This window comes from Dapis purpurea BLCC-M126 (genome assembly GCF_050015975.1).
Classification (GTDB): Bacteria; Cyanobacteriota; Cyanobacteriia; order Cyanobacteriales; family Microcoleaceae; genus Trichodesmium.
Window position 1 is genome coordinate 1 of record NZ_JBNHER010000231.1, and the last position, 18,790, is coordinate 18,790.

At 36.4% G+C, this 18,790-nt stretch carries 10 protein-coding genes; 3 read left to right on the top strand and 7 right to left on the bottom strand.

Features of this window, described 5'->3' with window-relative positions; genetic code table 11:
* Positions 1-1,156 precede the first annotated feature (1,156 nt).
* Entirely contained in the window at positions 1,157-3,058 is a 1,902-nt protein-coding gene (glmS, locus tag ACP6PL_RS20510) for a glutamine--fructose-6-phosphate transaminase (isomerizing) (protein WP_426547127.1), read from the top strand.
* A gap of 340 nt (positions 3,059-3,398) precedes the next feature.
* Here the strand turns inward: glmS and ACP6PL_RS20515 are convergent, their stop codons facing one another.
* On the bottom strand, positions 3,399-3,875 hold the full coding sequence (locus ACP6PL_RS20515; RefSeq protein ID WP_426547128.1) for a BstA C-terminal domain-containing protein: 477 nt from the start codon (positions 3,873-3,875) through the stop codon (positions 3,399-3,401).
* 562 nt (positions 3,876-4,437) lie between these two features.
* Here ACP6PL_RS20515 and ACP6PL_RS20520 point away from each other — a divergent pair.
* Positions 4,438-4,830, top strand: a complete 393-nt coding sequence (locus ACP6PL_RS20520; protein ID WP_426547129.1) for an Imm30 family immunity protein — start codon at positions 4,438-4,440, stop codon at positions 4,828-4,830.
* Between the two features lie 69 nt (positions 4,831-4,899).
* Here the strand turns inward: ACP6PL_RS20520 and ACP6PL_RS20525 are convergent, their stop codons facing one another.
* Both ACP6PL_RS20525 and ACP6PL_RS20530 read right to left on the bottom strand, forming a co-directional pair.
* Positions 4,900-5,106, bottom strand: coding sequence for a DUF4926 domain-containing protein (locus ACP6PL_RS20525; protein WP_426547130.1), 207 nt, complete (start codon positions 5,104-5,106; stop codon positions 4,900-4,902).
* A 309-nt stretch (positions 5,107-5,415) separates the two neighbouring features.
* A complete protein-coding gene (locus tag ACP6PL_RS20530; protein WP_426547131.1) occupies positions 5,416-10,920 on the bottom strand; it encodes a glycerophosphodiester phosphodiesterase family protein in 5,505 nt (1,834 codons plus the stop codon).
* A gap of 718 nt (positions 10,921-11,638) precedes the next feature.
* Here ACP6PL_RS20530 and ACP6PL_RS20535 point away from each other — a divergent pair.
* Positions 11,639-12,679 (top strand): ion transporter, encoded by a 1,041-nt coding sequence (locus ACP6PL_RS20535; protein WP_426547132.1) that lies wholly within the window; start codon positions 11,639-11,641, stop codon positions 12,677-12,679.
* Between the two features lie 706 nt (positions 12,680-13,385).
* On the opposite strand, the gene ACP6PL_RS20540 is transcribed toward ACP6PL_RS20535, so the two are convergent.
* From ACP6PL_RS20540 to ACP6PL_RS20555, 4 genes are all read right to left on the bottom strand, one after another.
* Positions 13,386-14,120 (bottom strand): energy-coupling factor ABC transporter ATP-binding protein, encoded by a 735-nt coding sequence (locus ACP6PL_RS20540; protein ID WP_426547133.1) that lies wholly within the window; start codon positions 14,118-14,120, stop codon positions 13,386-13,388.
* Between the two features lie 725 nt (positions 14,121-14,845).
* A complete protein-coding gene (gene cbiQ / locus ACP6PL_RS20545; protein WP_426547134.1) occupies positions 14,846-15,643 on the bottom strand; it encodes a cobalt ECF transporter T component CbiQ in 798 nt (265 codons plus the stop codon).
* Between the two features lie 699 nt (positions 15,644-16,342).
* A complete protein-coding gene (cbiM, locus tag ACP6PL_RS20550; protein WP_426547135.1) occupies positions 16,343-16,987 on the bottom strand; it encodes a cobalt transporter CbiM in 645 nt (214 codons plus the stop codon).
* Between the two features lie 295 nt (positions 16,988-17,282).
* On the bottom strand, positions 17,283-17,789 hold the full coding sequence (locus tag ACP6PL_RS20555; RefSeq protein ID WP_426547136.1) for a carboxypeptidase-like regulatory domain-containing protein: 507 nt from the start codon (positions 17,787-17,789) through the stop codon (positions 17,283-17,285).
* Between the last annotated feature and the right edge of the window lie 1,001 nt (positions 17,790-18,790).

An 18,790-nucleotide genomic window follows, 5' to 3' on the forward strand; every position in this document is an offset into this window, starting at 1 on the left:
CGTTAACGAAGTTGTGCGGAACGCTAAACGCCATATCCAATCGACCAAGAGAAAATTGCTAGGATATTTCCTAATTTTCAATTCCCGAACGGTTTTAACCAGAGGTAATTATCCATTATCAATTATCAATTAATGAAAAGAAGCTTTAGAAAGATATCAGAGTACTAAACTTAACCTAGATAAATTCAGCAAATATCAACATTGAGCTTTCCATTTTTTCCATAATGAAGAATTTGTTTTGAACCCAAATTTCAGTAACTATACAACTAGATTTGGCAAAGGCTCATGAGATTTATGAAAGTTTTTTCAAAATACTCAAGGAGCATCTTTTCAAAGTTACCTTGTATGGAATTTAGTTAAAGCTTTATCCCTAGAGTGGGCTTTTTGTACCCGTAAAATTGACAGGGAGTGGTATCTGTTTAAAAATATTCCAGTTTGTTTACCTGTTGTTGTTGGTAGAGATAATAGGTTTAAAGATGTGATTATTAATGATGTTATTTCGATGGATTGGACAAAGTTTTGTAGGGTATATCGAGACTCCTCTATTGGAAAACCCTAACATAGAACTAAGTTCTATTCCTCTATTAATATGGGTGATTTCTCATTTTATTGGAACCTACCTAACTTAAACTTTAAATCATTTCAAATGCACTGTGGAACACAGAAAACTGGTCGGTCTATGTTTTACTTTGGACAACGCTACAATTTGTACCAAGAATAGACTGTTCGATTAAGTATTACCTTTGACCATACCAATACAAATCTCTATGTGTTAACCATCTGATGCAAACATATCAAAAGTTCTTGGCTACAGTTTAATTGAAATTAGAAAAATTATTTAAAAAGGTATTGAGCATAGTATGTTGCTCATGCGGAATGACGATTTGTGCGTGAGTATTATCTTATATACAGGACTAAGACAAAACTTATACTTATACCTTACCTAGCTATGGGTGGGTTCCAATGCACCCTATAGGTAGACTCCCTGGGTCAGTCCCAATAAGCTGTTAAGCATCTAAATTGGTTATTGTGGCTGATGGGGAGATGGGGGGATAGGGAGATGGGGGAGGGTTTGACGGTTTCTTCCCTAGTTTGCTAATACCCAGTTTAAATGCGTCTTAGCTTATAGTTAAAGTTAATAGGAGTAAAAAATTAAATGTGTGGAATTGTTGGTTATATTGGCACCCAGTCAGCTACAGAAATTTTACTATCAGGATTAGAGAAATTAGAATATCGAGGTTATGATTCTGCTGGGTTAGCTACTGTTTGTAATGGTCAAATAAAATCTGTTCGTGCTAAGGGTAAGTTGCATAACCTCCGAGAAAAATTGGTAGGAATGGAAATGCCAGCTAATATTGGTATTGGTCATACTCGTTGGGCAACTCATGGCAAACCGGAAGAATATAATGCTCATCCCCATACTGATGATACCGGGCGAGTGGCAGTGGTGCAAAATGGAATTGTTGAAAATTATCGAGAGTTACGCAAAGACTTGGAAAGTCGGGGGCATAAATTTGTTTCTGAGACTGATACAGAAGTTATTCCTCATTTAATTGCAGAATTTTTATCTAATTTTGCAGGAAACGGGAAACGGGGAACGGAGAACAGAGAAAATTTTTTAGAGGCAGTGCGTCAGACTGTGAATAAATTGGATGGGGCGTTTGCGATCGCTGTTGTTTGTGCAGACTATCCAAATGAAATTATTGTTGCTAGACAACAAGCTCCTCTATCTATCGGTTTGGGGCAAGGAGAATTTTTCTGTGCTTCTGATACTCCTGCTCTTGTATCTCATACTCAAGTTGTTCTCAGTTTGGATAATGGGGAAGTGGCACGTTTAACGCCTCTGGGAGTGGAGGTTTATAATTTTGATGGCGATCGCCTCAATAAACTTCCTCGCATTCTTAACTGGAGTCCGACTTTAGTTGAAAAACACATTTTTAAACATTTTATGCTCAAAGAAATACATGAGCAACCAAATGTTGTTAGGAGTTGTTTAGAAACTTATATTAATAGTGATTGGGATGTTCAAAATAGTCAGATTTCTCCCACTAATTTAGAATTATCCTCATCCCTATATAAAAATTTAGAACAGGTTGAAATTTTTGCCTGTGGTACCAGTTGGCACGCTAGTTTAATTGGCAAGTATTTATTAGAACAATTAGCAGGAATTTCGACTACAGTAAATTATGCTTCTGAAGCTCGTTATGCTCCTTCGCCTCTGAGAAAAAATACTCTCTTGATTGGTGTTACTCAGTCTGGTGAGACGGCTGATACTTTAGCAGCTTTGGCAATGGAACAACAGCGTCGTTTAGATAAACCTGCTGAATTTAGATCGATATTATTAGGAATTACTAACCGGGCGGAAAGTTCTATTGCTAATTTAGTCAATCAAATTATTGATATTCGGGCAGGTATTGAAATTGGGGTTGCAGCGACCAAAACATTTGTGGCACAGGTAATGGCGTTTTATTTTTTGGCTATAGATTTAGCATGGCAACGACAATATTTATCTGGGGAAAGAATTGCAGAAATTATTAATGGTTTACAAAAAATTCCTGCACAAATGGAACAGATGTTAGAAGCTCAAGATAGTCAAATTGAAGATTTTGCTCATCAGTTTAATGACACTCAAGATTTTATTTTTGTAGGCAGAGGAATTAATTATCCAATTGCTTTAGAAGGTGCTTTGAAACTGAAGGAAATTAGTTATATTCATGCCGAGGGATATCCAGCAGGTGAGATGAAACATGGTCCGATCGCTTTGTTGGATGATAAGGTGCCAGTAGTAGCGATCGCCATGCCTGGTTTAGTTTATGAAAAAGTGCTTTCTAATGCTCAGGAAGCTAAGGCGAGGGATGCGCAGTTAATTGGGGTGACTCCTGAAAGTACGGAGGCGGATGTGTTTGATAATGTGTTGGCGGTGCCAGCGGTGGATGAGTTGTTATCGCCGATGTTGACTGTTATTCCTTTGCAGTTGTTAGCTTATCATATTGCGGCTCATCGTGGTTTGGATGTAGATCAACCACGGAATTTGGCGAAGTCGGTGACAGTGGAATAGGTTTTTTTCAGTGAACAGTTATCAGTTAGCCTCTTACAGAGGAACTGCGTTAACAGTTATCAGTATTTTCTGTTGGAATACTTGAGGTTTTAATCCCCCCAAACCCCCCTTTGAAAGGGGGGCTTAAGAATTTTCAAACAAAGTAGGGACGTTGCATAACAAAAATGCGTTTCATGTCGCGCAGCGAAACGTCCCTACTTTGCTCTGCTGAAATGGAAACCCTAATTAATAGAAAATTTCTATTAGTCTTATTAATGCTATTTCCATGAAAGATATTTCCAGCTAATGAAAACCCTAATTAATAGAAAGTTTCTATTGATTTCCATGAAAGATATTTCTATTATGCAACGCTTGATAGCCGTTTTTGAACTATTGTAGTTATCAGTTTTATGTCGTCTGGGGAACAAAACTGTTTAACATAGTTAGGCAATTTCTGTATTACATAGGTTGTGTATAGCCACCACCGAAACTTTGGAAGTAAGTCATCTGGATAAATGTTAGCACCAACAACTCTACCATCTGGATAGTAATGGGGATATGTGGGAAAGTCTGTGTTAATACCTTGTAAACGTAACCACTTACACCAGCAGGAACCAACAGAGATATCTGGCACTTTTCTATCAGGAAAAATGTATCCACCTGCTTCTAAATCTCGCATCAGATAGCCAAGTTCAGAAAAAATGCAGAAATAACCGAGTGGTATTCTTGTCTGTTGTTCAAAAAACTTTAACCTTTCCCACCACAGGCGTTGATGTTGTCGTGATGTTGATTGGCCAGTAGTTTTCCTGGCTATCAGCCTTGTTTTTTTCTGGTTCATAGTCTATAATTAAAGTGATATGAACAGATACAAAGACTTTGACGAGCAATTGTATCTGTTATTTGTTTACATTGCCTAGTAGATGTTGGAGCATTTACTAGGTATTTTTTATTTATATATTAAATACTTCAAAATGTCAAGGGTAATTTTATTACTTGATTTTTTTAAAAAAAATCTTATCTGATATGTTATTATTAATATCAAGTGGTTTAAGTTATGGTTATCGCGCTTAACCGCGATATATCCTAGTGCACTCGGACAACACAACTAATCAAGGAATTGCGATTATGATGAAACATTTATCACCAGGAAAAGGAGGTCGTCATCGTCAAACTTTATCTTATGGTAAAACTCCATACTTAACACTTTCCCATTGACAAACCTTAGCGCAATAAATTTGGGGTACTCGCTCTATTTATCTTTTTCAAGGATTATATAATACAGATATTAGAAAGAGTCTGCAAGAACTTATGAAACTTAATAAAACAACTTGGTTAACTTTTTTTGATAAAGGAGTTATAAAATTATAAATTTAATCAAAATATTACAAGAAAATCGTTTAATGAAAACACCTCAAGAAATCAATATATTTGAGGAAACTTTAGAAAAAATTGCTAAACATCCTAACGATGACAATTTAAAAGACTTACATCTTATTTTAGATGATAATTGTGAACATCCTGAAATTATGTTTAGTTTAGTTCATTTTTTAGAAGATTTTGATCCACAAAAACAAATACCAGCTTTTATTGAAGTTATTCCTCAATTAATGAACGCTGCACCAGAATGGACAAAAATTATTCACTATCGTATCATTAATGATGAATCTGCTGGTAAATTTTATCAAAATAGCCTGGAATTAGCTAATCAAAATAAACCTCATTTCTTATATCAATTTTTACTAGAAAGCGTTAAAAATAATCTCAATTCATCTCCGGAGGTTATCTTAACCTAAATTATTTGAGGATATCTATAAACTAAGATGATATTCTAGTATCTCTTTTCAATGCAAAAACTTTATTTTTTATTGTATTTGTTCAACATTAATTAATTGAATTTGAGATCCAGAAACTTCTACTGTATCTTGAGCAATTAAACCTTCTAGACTATAGCCATCTTCTCCTTCAGACATAGAATAATATTCAACAATTACCCCAATACTACCTTTTTTGAGATTAAACTCAGGAATATCTTGAGTTAATTGAACTTGAGAAAATAGAGGAAAAGTCATTTTTTATCTCTCCTGTACCGGAAACAAAGTAACAAATTTCGTGATTTTTTCATATCAAATCTGGTAGTATCGGTACAAAAAAGCAGAGAAACCGGGTTTGTATCAAATGCCCTACAATACTAACATTGACCTCCCACAAACCCGGTTTCTTGTTACTCCGATTTCTCGGGAACCGTAGCCAGCCGATTTGATATTATTTACTTTTATATTGAAAATAAAACCATTTTCAAAAATAAATGTAGGGACGTTCCATAGAAAATCCCTACAAAGCTCAAGATTTATCTAAACTACTTTAAATGTACTCCCTAATTACCTGATTTGGAAATTATCCTCAGTAATAGTGGGCGCACCATCAAGGATAGCAAACTGAGTAGAGTCACCATCTACATTGTAGAATAGACTACCAGACTCTTCACTGTAAACAATGAAAGCACTAGAGTCATCTACATTATCATCGTCGGCAACAATTTCAAAATCACTATTAACACTGAAACCAATTCCAGCAGCACTATTAAGATCGCTAAAGGTTGAGCGAGCTAGAAGAATACGATCGCCTTGGTTTCCATCTTCATTTGGTCTGAGGTCTGGTTGGAAATTATTGATAGTATCAATACCAAAATCATCGAAGTCAAATTCTTCATTACTATTGTAGATAAAGATGTCAATACCTGCACCACCAGTCATAGTATCGTCACCTGCACCACCATTTAAGCGATCGCGCCCTAGACCACCATTTAGCTCATCATCACCATCACCACCAAATAGGCGATCGTTGCCTAGACGACCTTGAAGTTCATCGTCACCATCTTGACCACGCAGAATATCGCTGCCACGACTACCAATAATTAAGTCGTCCCCAAAACTACCTGCTAAGGTATCCGCGCCATTCAAACCGACAATAGTATCGTCTCCAGTACCACCACGGAGAACTTCTCCTTGGGCAGTACCTGTAATTGGCTCGCCTGGTTCAGCATCTGTATCTTCAATAAGGATTTGAGCTACTTGACTTTCTGGATCTACCTCATAACCATCTTCTGGTTGCAACTCAATAGTTGTAGTTTCATCTCCTTCCTCCTCACCATCAAGAATAGTTGTCCAGGTAACTGTTGCTGTAGTTGCTCCTTCCTCAATAGTAATTGCCGAACGTCCAATTTCACCATCAATTGGGTCGAGAGATTCGAGGTTAGAAGCATTGGTTAACTCAGGAGGAAATTCTATATCACCGAGAGCATTATCAGAATCTGTTTCTGACCAAACTACTCGTAAACCTCCTTCTGGAGCAGGTACATCTAAGTTGAAAGTTAAAGAGTATTCATCTCCTTCTTCATCAACAGTGTCAGCGTCAACTTCAATACCTACTGTTATAGGTGTATCTTCAACAACGATTTGAGCTACTTGACTTTCTGGATCTACCTCATAACCATCTTCTGGTTGCAACTCAATAGTTGTAGTTTCATCTCCTTCCTCCTCACCATCAAGAATAGTTGTCCAGGTAACTGTTGCTGTAGTTGCTCCTTCCTCAATAGTAATTGCCGAACGTCCAATTTCACCATCAATTGGGTCGAGAGATTCGAGGTTAGAAGCATTGGTTAACTCAGGAGGAAATTCTATATCACCGAGAGCATTATCAGAATCTGTTTCTGACCAAACTACTCGTAAACCACCTTCTGGAGCAGGTACGTTTAAGTCGAAAGTTAAAGAGTATTCATCTCCATCTTCATCAACAGTGTCAGCGTCAATCTCAATACTGACTGTAGGAATAGGAACTCCTATTCCTGGTGCTAAGTCTAAAGGTTCATCTAGCTCTATCTGAATAATCTCGTTATTATCAATATCCGGTCCGCGACCGATAGAGAAAGGATAGTTGTTGTCGTTGGCAACCAGAATTGTGTACGCATCAAGAACTAACACATCCTCAATGGTGACAAACGGGAAGTCAAAGCTAGTATCGCCATCACCGTTTAGGTCGTCGGGGTCGTCAATATCTAGTAAGTCTACAACTTCCTCTTTGTAAACAAAACCTTCATCATCAACTACAGAAATATCAATCTTAAAGATTTTCTTGAATTGAGCGCTATCTCCTTGACCGCCATCCCGTTCAATAACTAAAAATTCGTCGTCATTGATGGGAGTAAAGTCACCAATAGCATGACCAGCTACATCAGTAGGATAGAAACCAATTATATCGGTGAAAGAGCTAGAAGCAGGATCGAATTCATAGATGCGTAGGGCATTATCTGGATCGCCATCAACTGCACCCTCTAATAAAGGATATAAAGTTTCGCGATCTGGACTGAATGCCATACCTTCGTAACCACGGGTACGAGCTAAGTTAGGTTCGCTGACAAATTGTTCTACAACGATACTACCTGTGGCAGGGAAGTCAGTAAAGAAACCATCTGCACCAATTTCGATGAGTTGCTCAAATTCTTCTCCTGTAGTTTGAGGTGTACCATCAGGATTGAGTGTTAGGAAACGTTCTTCATCACGCAAAGTGTAGGGGTGAACCTGTAAACCTGCATCGTGTGCATCCTCAATAAAGGAAGTAATTTCTCCTGTCAACTGAGTCCCTATTTCTGCTTCTCCGTCTCCATCTCCATCAACATCTGTATCTAGAGATTCGCGCAACAGAATATTATTTTTCCAAGGTCCTGCACCTTCTGCATATAAGTCACCGATAACTTCTAAAAATTCCGCACTGTCGAGGTCTGCATAAACTGTATCTGCCGAGAGAGGAGTATCTAGTGCATCTAGGAATTCCTGACCGTAAATAGTTGCTAAGTCGTTACCTTCAGCAACATTAAAGCGGATATCAAATGGGAAGGAAAAGCCAGCGTCAGGATTAGCTCCTTCAGTAGTATTTCCATACAGTTGAACTAAAGGAATATCGCCGATATCATCATCTTCATCTAATTGTTCTTGGAGGTCAATTAGATTAGCAAATTCAAAAGATTGAATAAAAATGCGATTCGGGTCTGTGAAACCTGTACTTTTCAGGGTTTCAATTAGTGGTTCTTCTAAAGATAAGTTCTGCTCGTCGAAGAATGTCGGGTGTTTGGTTTCTGGATAGATACCAACTTCAAACCCAAATTCTTCCATTTCTTGTACCAACTCGATAACTTCTTGGAAGGTGGGAATTTCAAACTCACCGTTGAAAGATTGGTCGCGGAAGTCACGAGATTGAACGGCACGCAGTTGCTTGATTTCCTCTAGAGTAAAGTCTTCAGCAAAATAACCAGTAGTTTCTACACCATCAAGTAACTTAGTGCTTTGGCGTTCTGGACCAAATACTTCAGCAACGTTGGTGGTATCGTCTAGCAGTGGTTCGTGACGGGCAATGAGAACACCATCGGCAGTGATTACCAGGTCTGGTTCAACAAAGTCTGCACCTTGAACGATCGCTAAACGATAAGCTTCTAAGGTATGTTCTGGGAAGTCACCACTTGCTCCACGGTGTCCGATAACTATTGGTGCGCTACCGTCGAGGGTATTGAAATTATTGAGGTTAGGATTTTGGGGCGCTCGTACTTCGTCGGCAACTATAGCATCGCGAACGGGGTCACCAGTGCGTGGGAAGTCGGTAAAGAAACCATCTGCACCAATATCTATTAGTTGTTCAAATTCTTCCTCTGCAGTTTGAGGTGTTCCTGTTCCTAAAACTTCAAAGGAAATACTGCCCTCAGAAACATAAGGTCCTCCTAATGGAAGAAGTACTCCTGTATCTGGATCTGTAACAAAACGGACTGCAGCATCTTCTGAGAGAGGAAAACCAAATCCGAGGAAACCATCTGTATTAACTTCAGTTTCAATTGGACTAACTGTACCACTTCCTTCAATAACTTGGAGATCGTTATCGTTTAAAAACTCTTCAGATATAAATAAGCTGTTAAAGCTACCTGAGTCTGGACCACCAACTGTTACCAGCTCGCCTGTTTCCTCATTTAGCTCTAACGAGAAATTGTCAAGGAAGAAACCCATTTCTTCACCTGCCAATTCAGGTTTGCCTAATTCTTCAGCAAGTTCAGGAGCAACAAAGAAAGAAAGGGGTTCAGGGGTAAAGGCCCTTCCTGTATCCTCGTCCAAGATTAAATCCCCTGGAGTGAATATAAAATCAAAGAAGGGTTCTACATTATTTTCTTCGTCAGTTCGAGTGGGATCGATACGACTATAAAGAGTAGCATTTCCACCAGGGCGTTCTATACCTATTAAAGCACTGACAATTAATTGTGGAGCATCAAATTCCTCAACATTATTAGGGTTGAGTGTTAGGAAACGTTCTTCATCCCGCAAAGTGTAGGGGTGAACCTGTAAACCTGCATCGTGAGCATCATCAATAAAGGAAGTAATTTCTCCTGTCAACTGAGTCCCTATTTCTGCTTCTCCGTCTCCATCTCCATCAACATCTGTATCTAGAGATTCCCGCAAGAGAATGTTATTTTTCCAAGGTCCTGCACCTTCTGCGTAAAGGTCACCGATCGCTTCTAGAAACTCTGCACTGTCAAGGTCTGCATATACTGTATCTTCAGAGAGAGGTTCATCTAGTGCATCTAGGAATGCTTGACCGTAAATAGCTGCTAAATCATTACCTTCAGCAACATTAAACCGGATATCATAGGGGAAGGAAAAGCCAGCGTCAGGATTAGCTCCTTCAGTAGTATTTCCATATAATTGAACTAGAGGAATATTGCCGAGACCTACATTATTCAATTGTCCTTGTAAGTCGATTAAGTTAGCAAATTCAAAGGATTGAATGAAAATACGATTTGGGTCTGTGAAACCTGTATCTTGCAGGGTTTGAATTAGCGGTTCTTCTAAGGATAAAGACTGCTCATCGAAGAATGTCGGGTGTTTGGTTTCTGGATAGATACCAACTGCAACACCTGTTTCTGCTTCTACTCTTTGAACCAGTTCAATGACTTCTTCTAATGTGGGAATCTCGAATAACCCATTAAAGTTTTGGTCGCGGTAGTCACGAGATTGAACAGCGCGTAGTCGCTTGATTTCCTCCAGAGTAAAGTCTTCAGCAAAATAACCAGTAGTTTCTACACCATCAAGTAACTTAGTGCTTTGGCGTTCTTCGCCGAATACTTCAGCAACGTTGGTGGTATCGTCTAGCAGTGGTTCATGACGGGCAATAAGAACTCCGTCGGATGTTATTACCAAGTCTGGTTCGATAAAGTCTGCACCAGAAGCGATCGCTGCTTCATAAGCTTCTAAGGTATGTTCGGGTAGGTCTCCACTCGAACCTCGGTGTCCGATAACGAGGGGATCTTGACCGTTGAGAGTATTGAGTTCTGTGAAATTTGGTGTGGCGATGGGAGCTTCTAATAAAGTTCCTGTGCTATCGAAGTGTAAAATATAAGGTCCAAATTCCTCTCCGATCCAAATATTTCCATCATTATCTATAACGAATGACTCTATATCAAAGTCTGCTCCAGTTAAGAGGCGATCGCTTGTATCTTCATTAATAATATCAAAGGGTATTAGATTATTTGGATCTGCTAGTTGAATAAAACCTTGAACGTCAACACTAGCATCGCCATCTTCTGTTCCAGCAAAGTCGGGGTCAACTTGATATAGTCTGAGCAAATAATCAGCACTATTTCCTTGAGCGCCGAAACCGTTGTCAGACAAAAACCAATAAGTGCTACCATCTTCGCTACCGGGAGCAAATTGAACGCCACTAAAACCTTGGACTGGTTGACTGTCGAATGGTGTTTCTCTACCATTTGTGGTTCCAAAGAAGTTTCCAGAGGGTGGGCCATCTGCAAATGTATCTGCTGGTAATACGGCAAACCCTACTAATTCTGGCATTTAATTCTCCTGTCAATCTGTAAATTTATAATTCTTTAAGAATTTCCCAAAGAATTTCCCAGATATCTTATTAGGTGAATGTTAAGTAAGTATTTACAAAAGGTTAAGGAAAAATTTAGTTTAGGTTAAATAAATGCCAAACATATTTAACTCCACAGGAAATATGCCAAATTAGAGCTTTCAATAATTAATAATTAGCTCTCTTAAAAAAGAAGATGATTGACTAAAAACTTTTTTTCTTTTTGTAGTGATAATTTTGAAAAACTAGTTTTTTATATTTTAACCTTTTCCCATGAATCAATAAGTATTAAAGACAACAATATTATCTGAAGTATTTGATATTTTAACTGAACAAATTATGGTCTAGGTTATATAGAAATATTAAATAGGTTGCCATAAATTAACTAATTGCTAAAATAAAATTAAACCATCATAAATGATGATCATCTAGACTGGCATATAATGTCTCTACTTTCATACGGACTAGCAGTTAACTATTAGTTTATTGGTAAAGTAAGGCTACCGATAACAGCTATTTTATTCTGCCATACCTATCCCATTTTATGGAAGCTTACTCTACTTAATCAATATAAACAATAATATAAATCATCAGATAACTCCAAGATTATTCCTATATTTTGTAGTATTTTAGAAAATTTAATAATAACTAATGATTTAATAAAAAATTAATGTAAACATTATCAGTGTGCATAGAAAAATGATAAAAATACATAAAAAACGTAAATCTTGGCAGGAAAATATTTACTATATTTTTGAATATTCCGACCAAAGAAATTTTTTAAGCTTGCTAGATGATTTGGTTATTACTATTTTAACGAGCATTAGTGTAACTGCATTTATTTTAGAAACATCTCCCAAATTTTCAGAGCATTATCCTGAACAGTTAAAATTCGTTGAAATACTTGTCACTGGATTTTTTACTTTAGAATATTTGATCAGAATCTGGATATGTACGGTTAATCCTAAATATGATCATCCGATTTTTGGTAGATTAAAATACATAGTTACACCCTTGGCACTGATAGACCTTGTAGCTATTTTGCCGTTTTATCTACAAGTATTATTTCCGGGTTTAGAATTTATAAAATTTACTCTGTTGCTGCGTTTATTTCGCCTATTTAAAATCAGCAGATATTCAGAATCACTGCGGACTATTCTTAAAGTTCTAGTTGCAAAAAAAGAAGAACTAATAGCTACATTACTGGTAGTAATTTTTGTCTTAGTTTTTGTCTCGAGTCTGATGTTTCTAGCGGAAAGTGAAGCACAACCAGAGAAATTTTCTAGTATTCTAGAGACTATGTGGTGGGGAGTAGTAACTTTAACAACTGTGGGTTATGGAGATGTTTATCCTATGACTGATTTAGGCAAATTATTGAGTGCTGCAGTTGCTTTTTTAGGTATTGGAATTTTTGGTCTTCCAGCAGGTATAATTGCATCTGGTTTTGCTGAAGAAGTTCAAAAAAGACGGGTGAAAAAAATAGTTCATCCAGTAGGAAAAGATATTAAGATAAGTTCGGAAACTACAGTTGCGCCACACCCAGATTTTAGACATCATCATCAGACAAAACAAGACCAACAAAAGGCGATCGCTCACTATATTGATGAGTCATCGGAGATTATGAAACTTTGCATAGAAACAGCAAAGAAAAAGTACGGAAATTATTTTCAAAACGAGGAAATTATCAAAGATTTTGCCATGCTTCTTTATCAGGAAATAACTCGAAAATTTCACCGTTAGTAATTAGGGTTTGCTGAAAAAGTCTTATGGGTAAGGGTAGGATTTAGGAGACAACCCACCCCTAACCCCTCCCTGGATGGGAAGTTAAGAGATAGGAGAAATGGGAATTACAGAGGATGTAGTCGGATCTGAAAGTCCCTTAATTTTTCTGCACATGGTTAGCTCAAAATCTGAGCATTTTCAGCCATGATTGGCAATATTCTTGCACTTTTTCCCAAACCGACAGGCTAAAGCTTTAGGTTGTCAATGCTTTTATATTTAATCAGCCAGCCCTAATTAGATAAGGGAGTAGGGAATAAGGGGAAAATAATACAATTTCTCAAAATCTTTTCTACATTTTGTTAACCAGGGGAGTAGGGGAGTAGGAGAGTGGGGAACAGAGAACAGGAAAAGAAAAATGTAATAAAAAAGATGAAACAAGATTGAATTTTTCAATTTATCGAATTGATAGTTTTTTATTTTAGAAATAAATCACAAATTAACATTTAACTGTCTTTTTTGAATTTGGTATTACTTCTTCCTTCTTACCGAATAATTATTAATTATTAATTATTAATTAAATAATTCTGGTTTAAAGCCTCCTCTTTCAAGAGGAAAAAAAGTGCTCTTGAATTTCCTTATATTCAATTCCCGTGCGGTTTTAACCTTCTTGTAATTATCAATTATCCATTATCAATTATCAATTAATGAATTCTTCCTTCTTACTTTAATAATCAATCGGTAAACCATAGTATTCAAGAGTTGAATGATCTTGGATAATATTTTTAGTAGAAGTATCTACTTGAATTTGACCAGACTGCAAAATTAAAGCACGTTCAGTTACTTTACTAACCCAGTTTAAATCATGGGAAGCAATTAAAATAATTTGCACTGGCAATTGTAAGATAATTTCGGCTAAATTACGTCGCCATAAAGGATCAAGGCCATTAGTTGGTTCATCTAATATTAAAATTTCTGGTTTTAATGCTAAAACTGCTGCTAAAGCTGCTAATCTTTTTTGACCTCCTGAAAGTTCATAAACAGAACGATTTGCATATTTTTCTAAACCAAATTTTACTAACAAATTCTCAGCAATTTCTGTAGCACTTTCTGGAGATAAACCATAGTTAAGTGGACCAAAAGTTATATCCTCTAAAATAGTCGGCATAAATAATTGGTCATCAGGATTTTGGAAACAAAAACCTATCTGACTACGCAGTTGAGATAAAGTTTTTTGTTGTAGGAGAATTCCTTGAATCCAAACTTCACCAGATAAGGCTTTTTTTAACCCTACTAAAGTTTCCATAAAAGTGCTTTTACCTGTACCTGTAGGTCCTAACAAAGCAACTCTTTCTCCTGGTCTAATTGTCAATGAAAGACCCTGTAAAACAGGTTCATTTTGGGAATATTGAAATAATAAATCTTTGACATAGACTCCAGTTTGTGATTTGTCCTCTTGCATTTGATAAATAACTAATTATTAAGACAGAAATAGGAATTTTCTTAACTACTAATATAAGCATTGAGCTGTTAGCTAGCCTCCTCCAGAGGAGTTACCTCTTGCAGAGGAGCTATCCTACGGAATGTTCCGTATTTATGTCGGCTCTTAGCCGAAACGCTTTTCATGTCGCGAAGCAAAACGTTAACAGCTATGAGTTAATAACTCATAATCACACCGAAGTAAGAACTTGTCTTCAAGGAGTGAAATATTTTTGCGCAGCATGATCCAGGAAAGAAAAAGGTCATTAACTAACCTTAGTAAGTTATTAGGTTCAAAAGCTTAATGCCGAATGCTAATAGCTGAATGCTTACCTACTGAGAAATATTAAGTAGCAGGTTTAGGAAATATTATAGCGGTTCTCATTTTAATCAGGTATAGCAATCTTCAGCGGATAATTTTTCTGAGTACCTCCTGTATAACTCCCTGTCTCTGTTTACTCTTCACTGCTCCCTACTCCCTCCCTTCACCATCAGACTTTTTCAGCAGCCCCTAATTATAATCTAGCTGAAAGCTGTAGAGCTACCGATTAAGGTTAGGATATTTCCCTGTTGCCTTGAAAACCAAGATTTTTTCAAATACAAAAAAAATACTGCTATAAAAGCTGACGTTCGTTAGCTCCCCATTCTGTAATAAATTCTTACATATTTAGAATTCAATATTTGCCTATCCTAAGCATTTAATAAAGTTCAAAATCTAGATAAAAAAAATAATTCTGCAACAATCAAACTAATAGAAATTATCACAGATAGAAATAGATATATTAAATCAGAGCCAAATTGAATACCATTTCTAGAAGTAGAAGATATGAGGTGATTTTCGTTATTGAATACATTGCCATAACCACGCAATAACATTGCTTGATAAACTCGTTCTGCTTGTTGATAGCTTCGTACTAAAAGACTACCAGTAAGAGCAGCATAAACTGATAAATTTCTCCAACTAATTTTGCTCATTTGAAAACCTCGTAATTTAGTAGCTTTCACCATCATGTTAAGTTTATGAGATAGTTCAAAAATATAACGGTAAGATAACATCAACATATCTGTAATAATGGGAGAAATTCCCAGTCTTCTTATTCCTTTTATGGTTGTTAAAAATGAATTTGTACCGAATAAAATTAGACCAGTAGTCATAATGGCAAAAAAACGACTAATAATTAATATAACTGCCAGACAACCTTCTTGACGAATTGTCAAAAATCCAAATTGCCAAATAATTGTTTGACCAGATAGAAAAGGTAATAAAATAATTACTCCTAACAAAAAAAATCCTGGATAACGTAACCGACTCGCTAAAAATGATAAAGGCAGTTTTGAAATTCCATAAAGCATCACAGTTACTAAGAGCATCAATGGAATTAAATACCAACTCTTAATTGTTGCAAAGGCAAACATTAATGTGATTAAACCAATAAGTTTATATCTCACATCCCATCTATGTATTGGGGAGTTTAAATTAGCATATTCATCTAGGGCAAATTTCATTACTGTACCGATTTTAAAAAAGAATGGTATACGAATGGTGACACTTCAATTATTAAGTAATTAACACTTGCTATTTAATTTTTTTGATAATTAGTACCCTAATAGAGTGTTAATTATTCTTATTATTTCTCGAAAAATTAACGTATAAATCCTCTCCATTCATACATAAAAAGCGGTTCTTTGCATTTAGCGTTCCGCACAACTTCGTTTTGCTAACGCAAAGCTCCGCTAACGGCTAAAAGCCGACATGAAAAACGCTCCACGAGATGAAAATCCTTAGCGTTTCGGCTGTCGCCGACATGAAAAGCGTTTGCGAGCTCCTCTGTAAGAGGTAGCTCCTCTGTAGAATGGGATGGCGTTTGCTAGCGCACAACTACGTTAACACGAAGCGTCCAGGAGGGAAAGGTTTCCGGCTCTTGCAGAGCCGCTAGACTTTTCATATCGGCGACAGCCGTTTTGCTTCGCACAACTTCGTTTTTCATGTTCCGTAGGAAAACGCTCCGCGACATGAAAAGCGTTTCGGCTAAGAGCCGACATGAATGCGTAGCATTCCGATAGGAAAGCTTTGCGCCAGCAAAACGGCATATCCAATCTCCCCTTGAGAAGAAAAAAAATTCCTTTTTTTTATAAGAGTAGGTAATTGTTAATTGTTAATTGTTAATTGTTAATTATTAATTATTGAATTTTTCCCTACTCAAACTAAGAAGGTAAAAGTTCTGGCATAACTCGATGCAAAAAGCTGACAACCATTGCAGTTAAAATTCCTTCTATTACCATCAAAGGAATATGACCAATCATTAATCCATAAATTGCTGTTTGTTCTAATGAATTATCAAACCCAGAGGGAAGATTTGTAATAATTAAGCTAAAAAATATTAAACTAGAAACTCCTATCGCAGCAGCTCCAGCAATAAAGCCAAAAATTCTCATCGATAAATTTTCCCTAATTCCTTTTCCCAAAATATGACGTAATTGAAATATCTGATAAGCTAAAATTGCTGGTATCCCCATAATTAGAGCATTAATTCCTAAAGTAGTTAAACCACCATGTCCAAACATTATTCCCTGGAAAAATAAACCAATCAGTATAGCTGGAAAGGCATAATAACCTAAAACAGTTCCTAACAGTCCATTTAGCACCAAATGAACACTAGCTGGTGGAATAGGAATATGAATACTAGAAGCAACAAAAAAAGCTGCGGTTAATAAAGAAGCTTTGGGAATACTGGCTTGAGGATTTGGTAAACGATTAATTTGGCGTAGAGAATACCAGGTAATTAAAGAAGTAAACCCATAACCACTAATACAAAGTTGAGCTGGCAGAATGCCTTCTGAAATATGCATTATGAAAATTTAAAATTAGACTGATGAAGGTTAAATATTCAGAAAAAAATTACCGAATTATCAAACAAGATTGGGTTGCGTCACCCAGCATTTTAATCAGTTAGCCTGCGTGGGAGGAACTGTATTAATAGTTATCAGTTAAATATTTTTTCTAGTTTTATCAAAATAACAAAGTTAGAAGTTAAAATTTAACTTCTAACTTCTAACTTCTAACTTCATAAATTCCCCTTACAAAAACAACTTCTGTACGTCGCCAATCTGACGGCTCCCCTATCTGATTTCTGATTTTGTTAATTTAATGCTCCTCTTGTGGTTGGTTTTGAGTTTTAAATCGCCAGAAAAATAAACTGGTTCCAACAAAACCCCACACAATACAACCTATCATTAATCCTTTTTGCAGTGGGTTATAATCATTAGAGGTACTTGCTAGATAATAGTTACTATTACTGATTTTTTCTTTGTCGGAATTGTAAGACTTGTCTACTTGAAAAGGGATACTAACTAGCTGACCATGACCAGCTTGACGCACCTTAATTTCCCAATATCCAGACTGAGAAGAATCAGGGGAAAAAATAAAATTTCCCTCCTCATCAGTTGTGCCTTTTAACCAAGGTTTACTAGGAGTATTAGGAGCATAAACTGTGACTGGTGCATTAGCTAAAGGAAGACCCGTATCATAAACAGCATTAATCTTAATTGCAGGAGTAATTTGATGTTGAATTTTAACTCCATGAGCGATCGTTTTTCCCTGTAAACTCAGTGCAGATAAAAATATTAAAGGAATAACGAATTGCCATTTCATACTTTACCTCTATAAATAATGGTCTAATTATTAGATAATGTTAATTTGGAGTCAAACGTAATATTTAAGGATTAAACAGAAATTTGCTGGATGAAATTTCCATTGATTTTTTCTTGACATCCTCTCTTGGATTCATTAATTGATAATGGATAATTACCTCTTTAACTAGATAAAATGAACAATGGATAATTCAACTTCTCTCTTCTCTAATTATTACTTATCAATTATTAGGAGAGGCTTTAAACCGAATTGATTAATTATCAATTATCAATTGGTAATGTTAGCTTCGATAATGCTTAAAAAGATTGGCTCTGGAGTAGGTTTTTATACTTGACCAAAAAGTTAATTTTCTTCTCCTGACTGCTTGAGACTAGCTAATCTCCCACACAGTTGTGACTTTAAAAGCTTAGTAGGCTTGGGCACTTAATAAGCGGGTGGTTAGTGAACAGAATTACTCCAATTCACTCCGATACTCACTTCAGAAATTTTGCCACTCTTTATTGTGAAATGATTTCTTGTGCAATGGGATTTATTTTATAGAAAATCCTGAATTGCTAAAATCAGCTTTTTAAAATTATATTTTTGATTTTGTGTTTTTAAAAGTAGAATTTTCTTGCTTGGTTCCTTTTGAAATCAGAAGTCATATAGGGGAGCTGTCGGATTGGCGGCGTACAGAAGTTGACTATATGTGAAATGTCCGTAACACTAATGGCAACTGTTTTATATTTGTATTAGCGTTGTTGAATAGCTTAATAAATGTATTATTTCTCAGGACTCAGCAGTTAATTTGGTATTAGGTGTTTTACTGCGCAAAAATGTTGCACAGCATTCCGCAGGAAAACGTGTAGCTGTGCGTAGGAGTATCCCTACCCTTGCTACTTTATCTAAAATCTAAAAACTATTGCGCAATAGTTGAATTAATTACCAACCTGCAATATGGCCAGTACTACCCTTGCTACTTTATCTAAAATCTAAAAACTATTGCGCAATAGTTGAATTAA

Excerpts from the sequence above, each read along its gene's own strand:
- glmS (WP_426547127.1), top strand. The coding sequence starts at position 1,157 with ATGTGTGGAATTGTTGGTTATATTGGCACCCAGTCAGCTACAGAAATT.
- ACP6PL_RS20515 (WP_426547128.1), bottom strand. The coding sequence starts at position 3,875 with ATGAACCAGAAAAAAACAAGGCTGATAGCCAGGAAAACTACTGGCCAA.
- ACP6PL_RS20520 (WP_426547129.1), top strand. The coding sequence starts at position 4,438 with ATGAAAACACCTCAAGAAATCAATATATTTGAGGAAACTTTAGAAAAA.
- ACP6PL_RS20525 (WP_426547130.1), bottom strand. The coding sequence starts at position 5,106 with ATGACTTTTCCTCTATTTTCTCAAGTTCAATTAACTCAAGATATTCCT.
- ACP6PL_RS20530 (WP_426547131.1), bottom strand. The coding sequence starts at position 10,920 with ATGCCAGAATTAGTAGGGTTTGCCGTATTACCAGCAGATACATTTGCA.
- ACP6PL_RS20535 (WP_426547132.1), top strand. The coding sequence starts at position 11,639 with ATGATAAAAATACATAAAAAACGTAAATCTTGGCAGGAAAATATTTAC.
- ACP6PL_RS20540 (WP_426547133.1), bottom strand. The coding sequence starts at position 14,120 with ATGCAAGAGGACAAATCACAAACTGGAGTCTATGTCAAAGATTTATTA.
- cbiQ (WP_426547134.1), bottom strand. The coding sequence starts at position 15,643 with ATGAAATTTGCCCTAGATGAATATGCTAATTTAAACTCCCCAATACAT.
- cbiM (WP_426547135.1), bottom strand. The coding sequence starts at position 16,987 with ATGCATATTTCAGAAGGCATTCTGCCAGCTCAACTTTGTATTAGTGGT.
- ACP6PL_RS20555 (WP_426547136.1), bottom strand. The coding sequence starts at position 17,789 with ATGAAATGGCAATTCGTTATTCCTTTAATATTTTTATCTGCACTGAGT.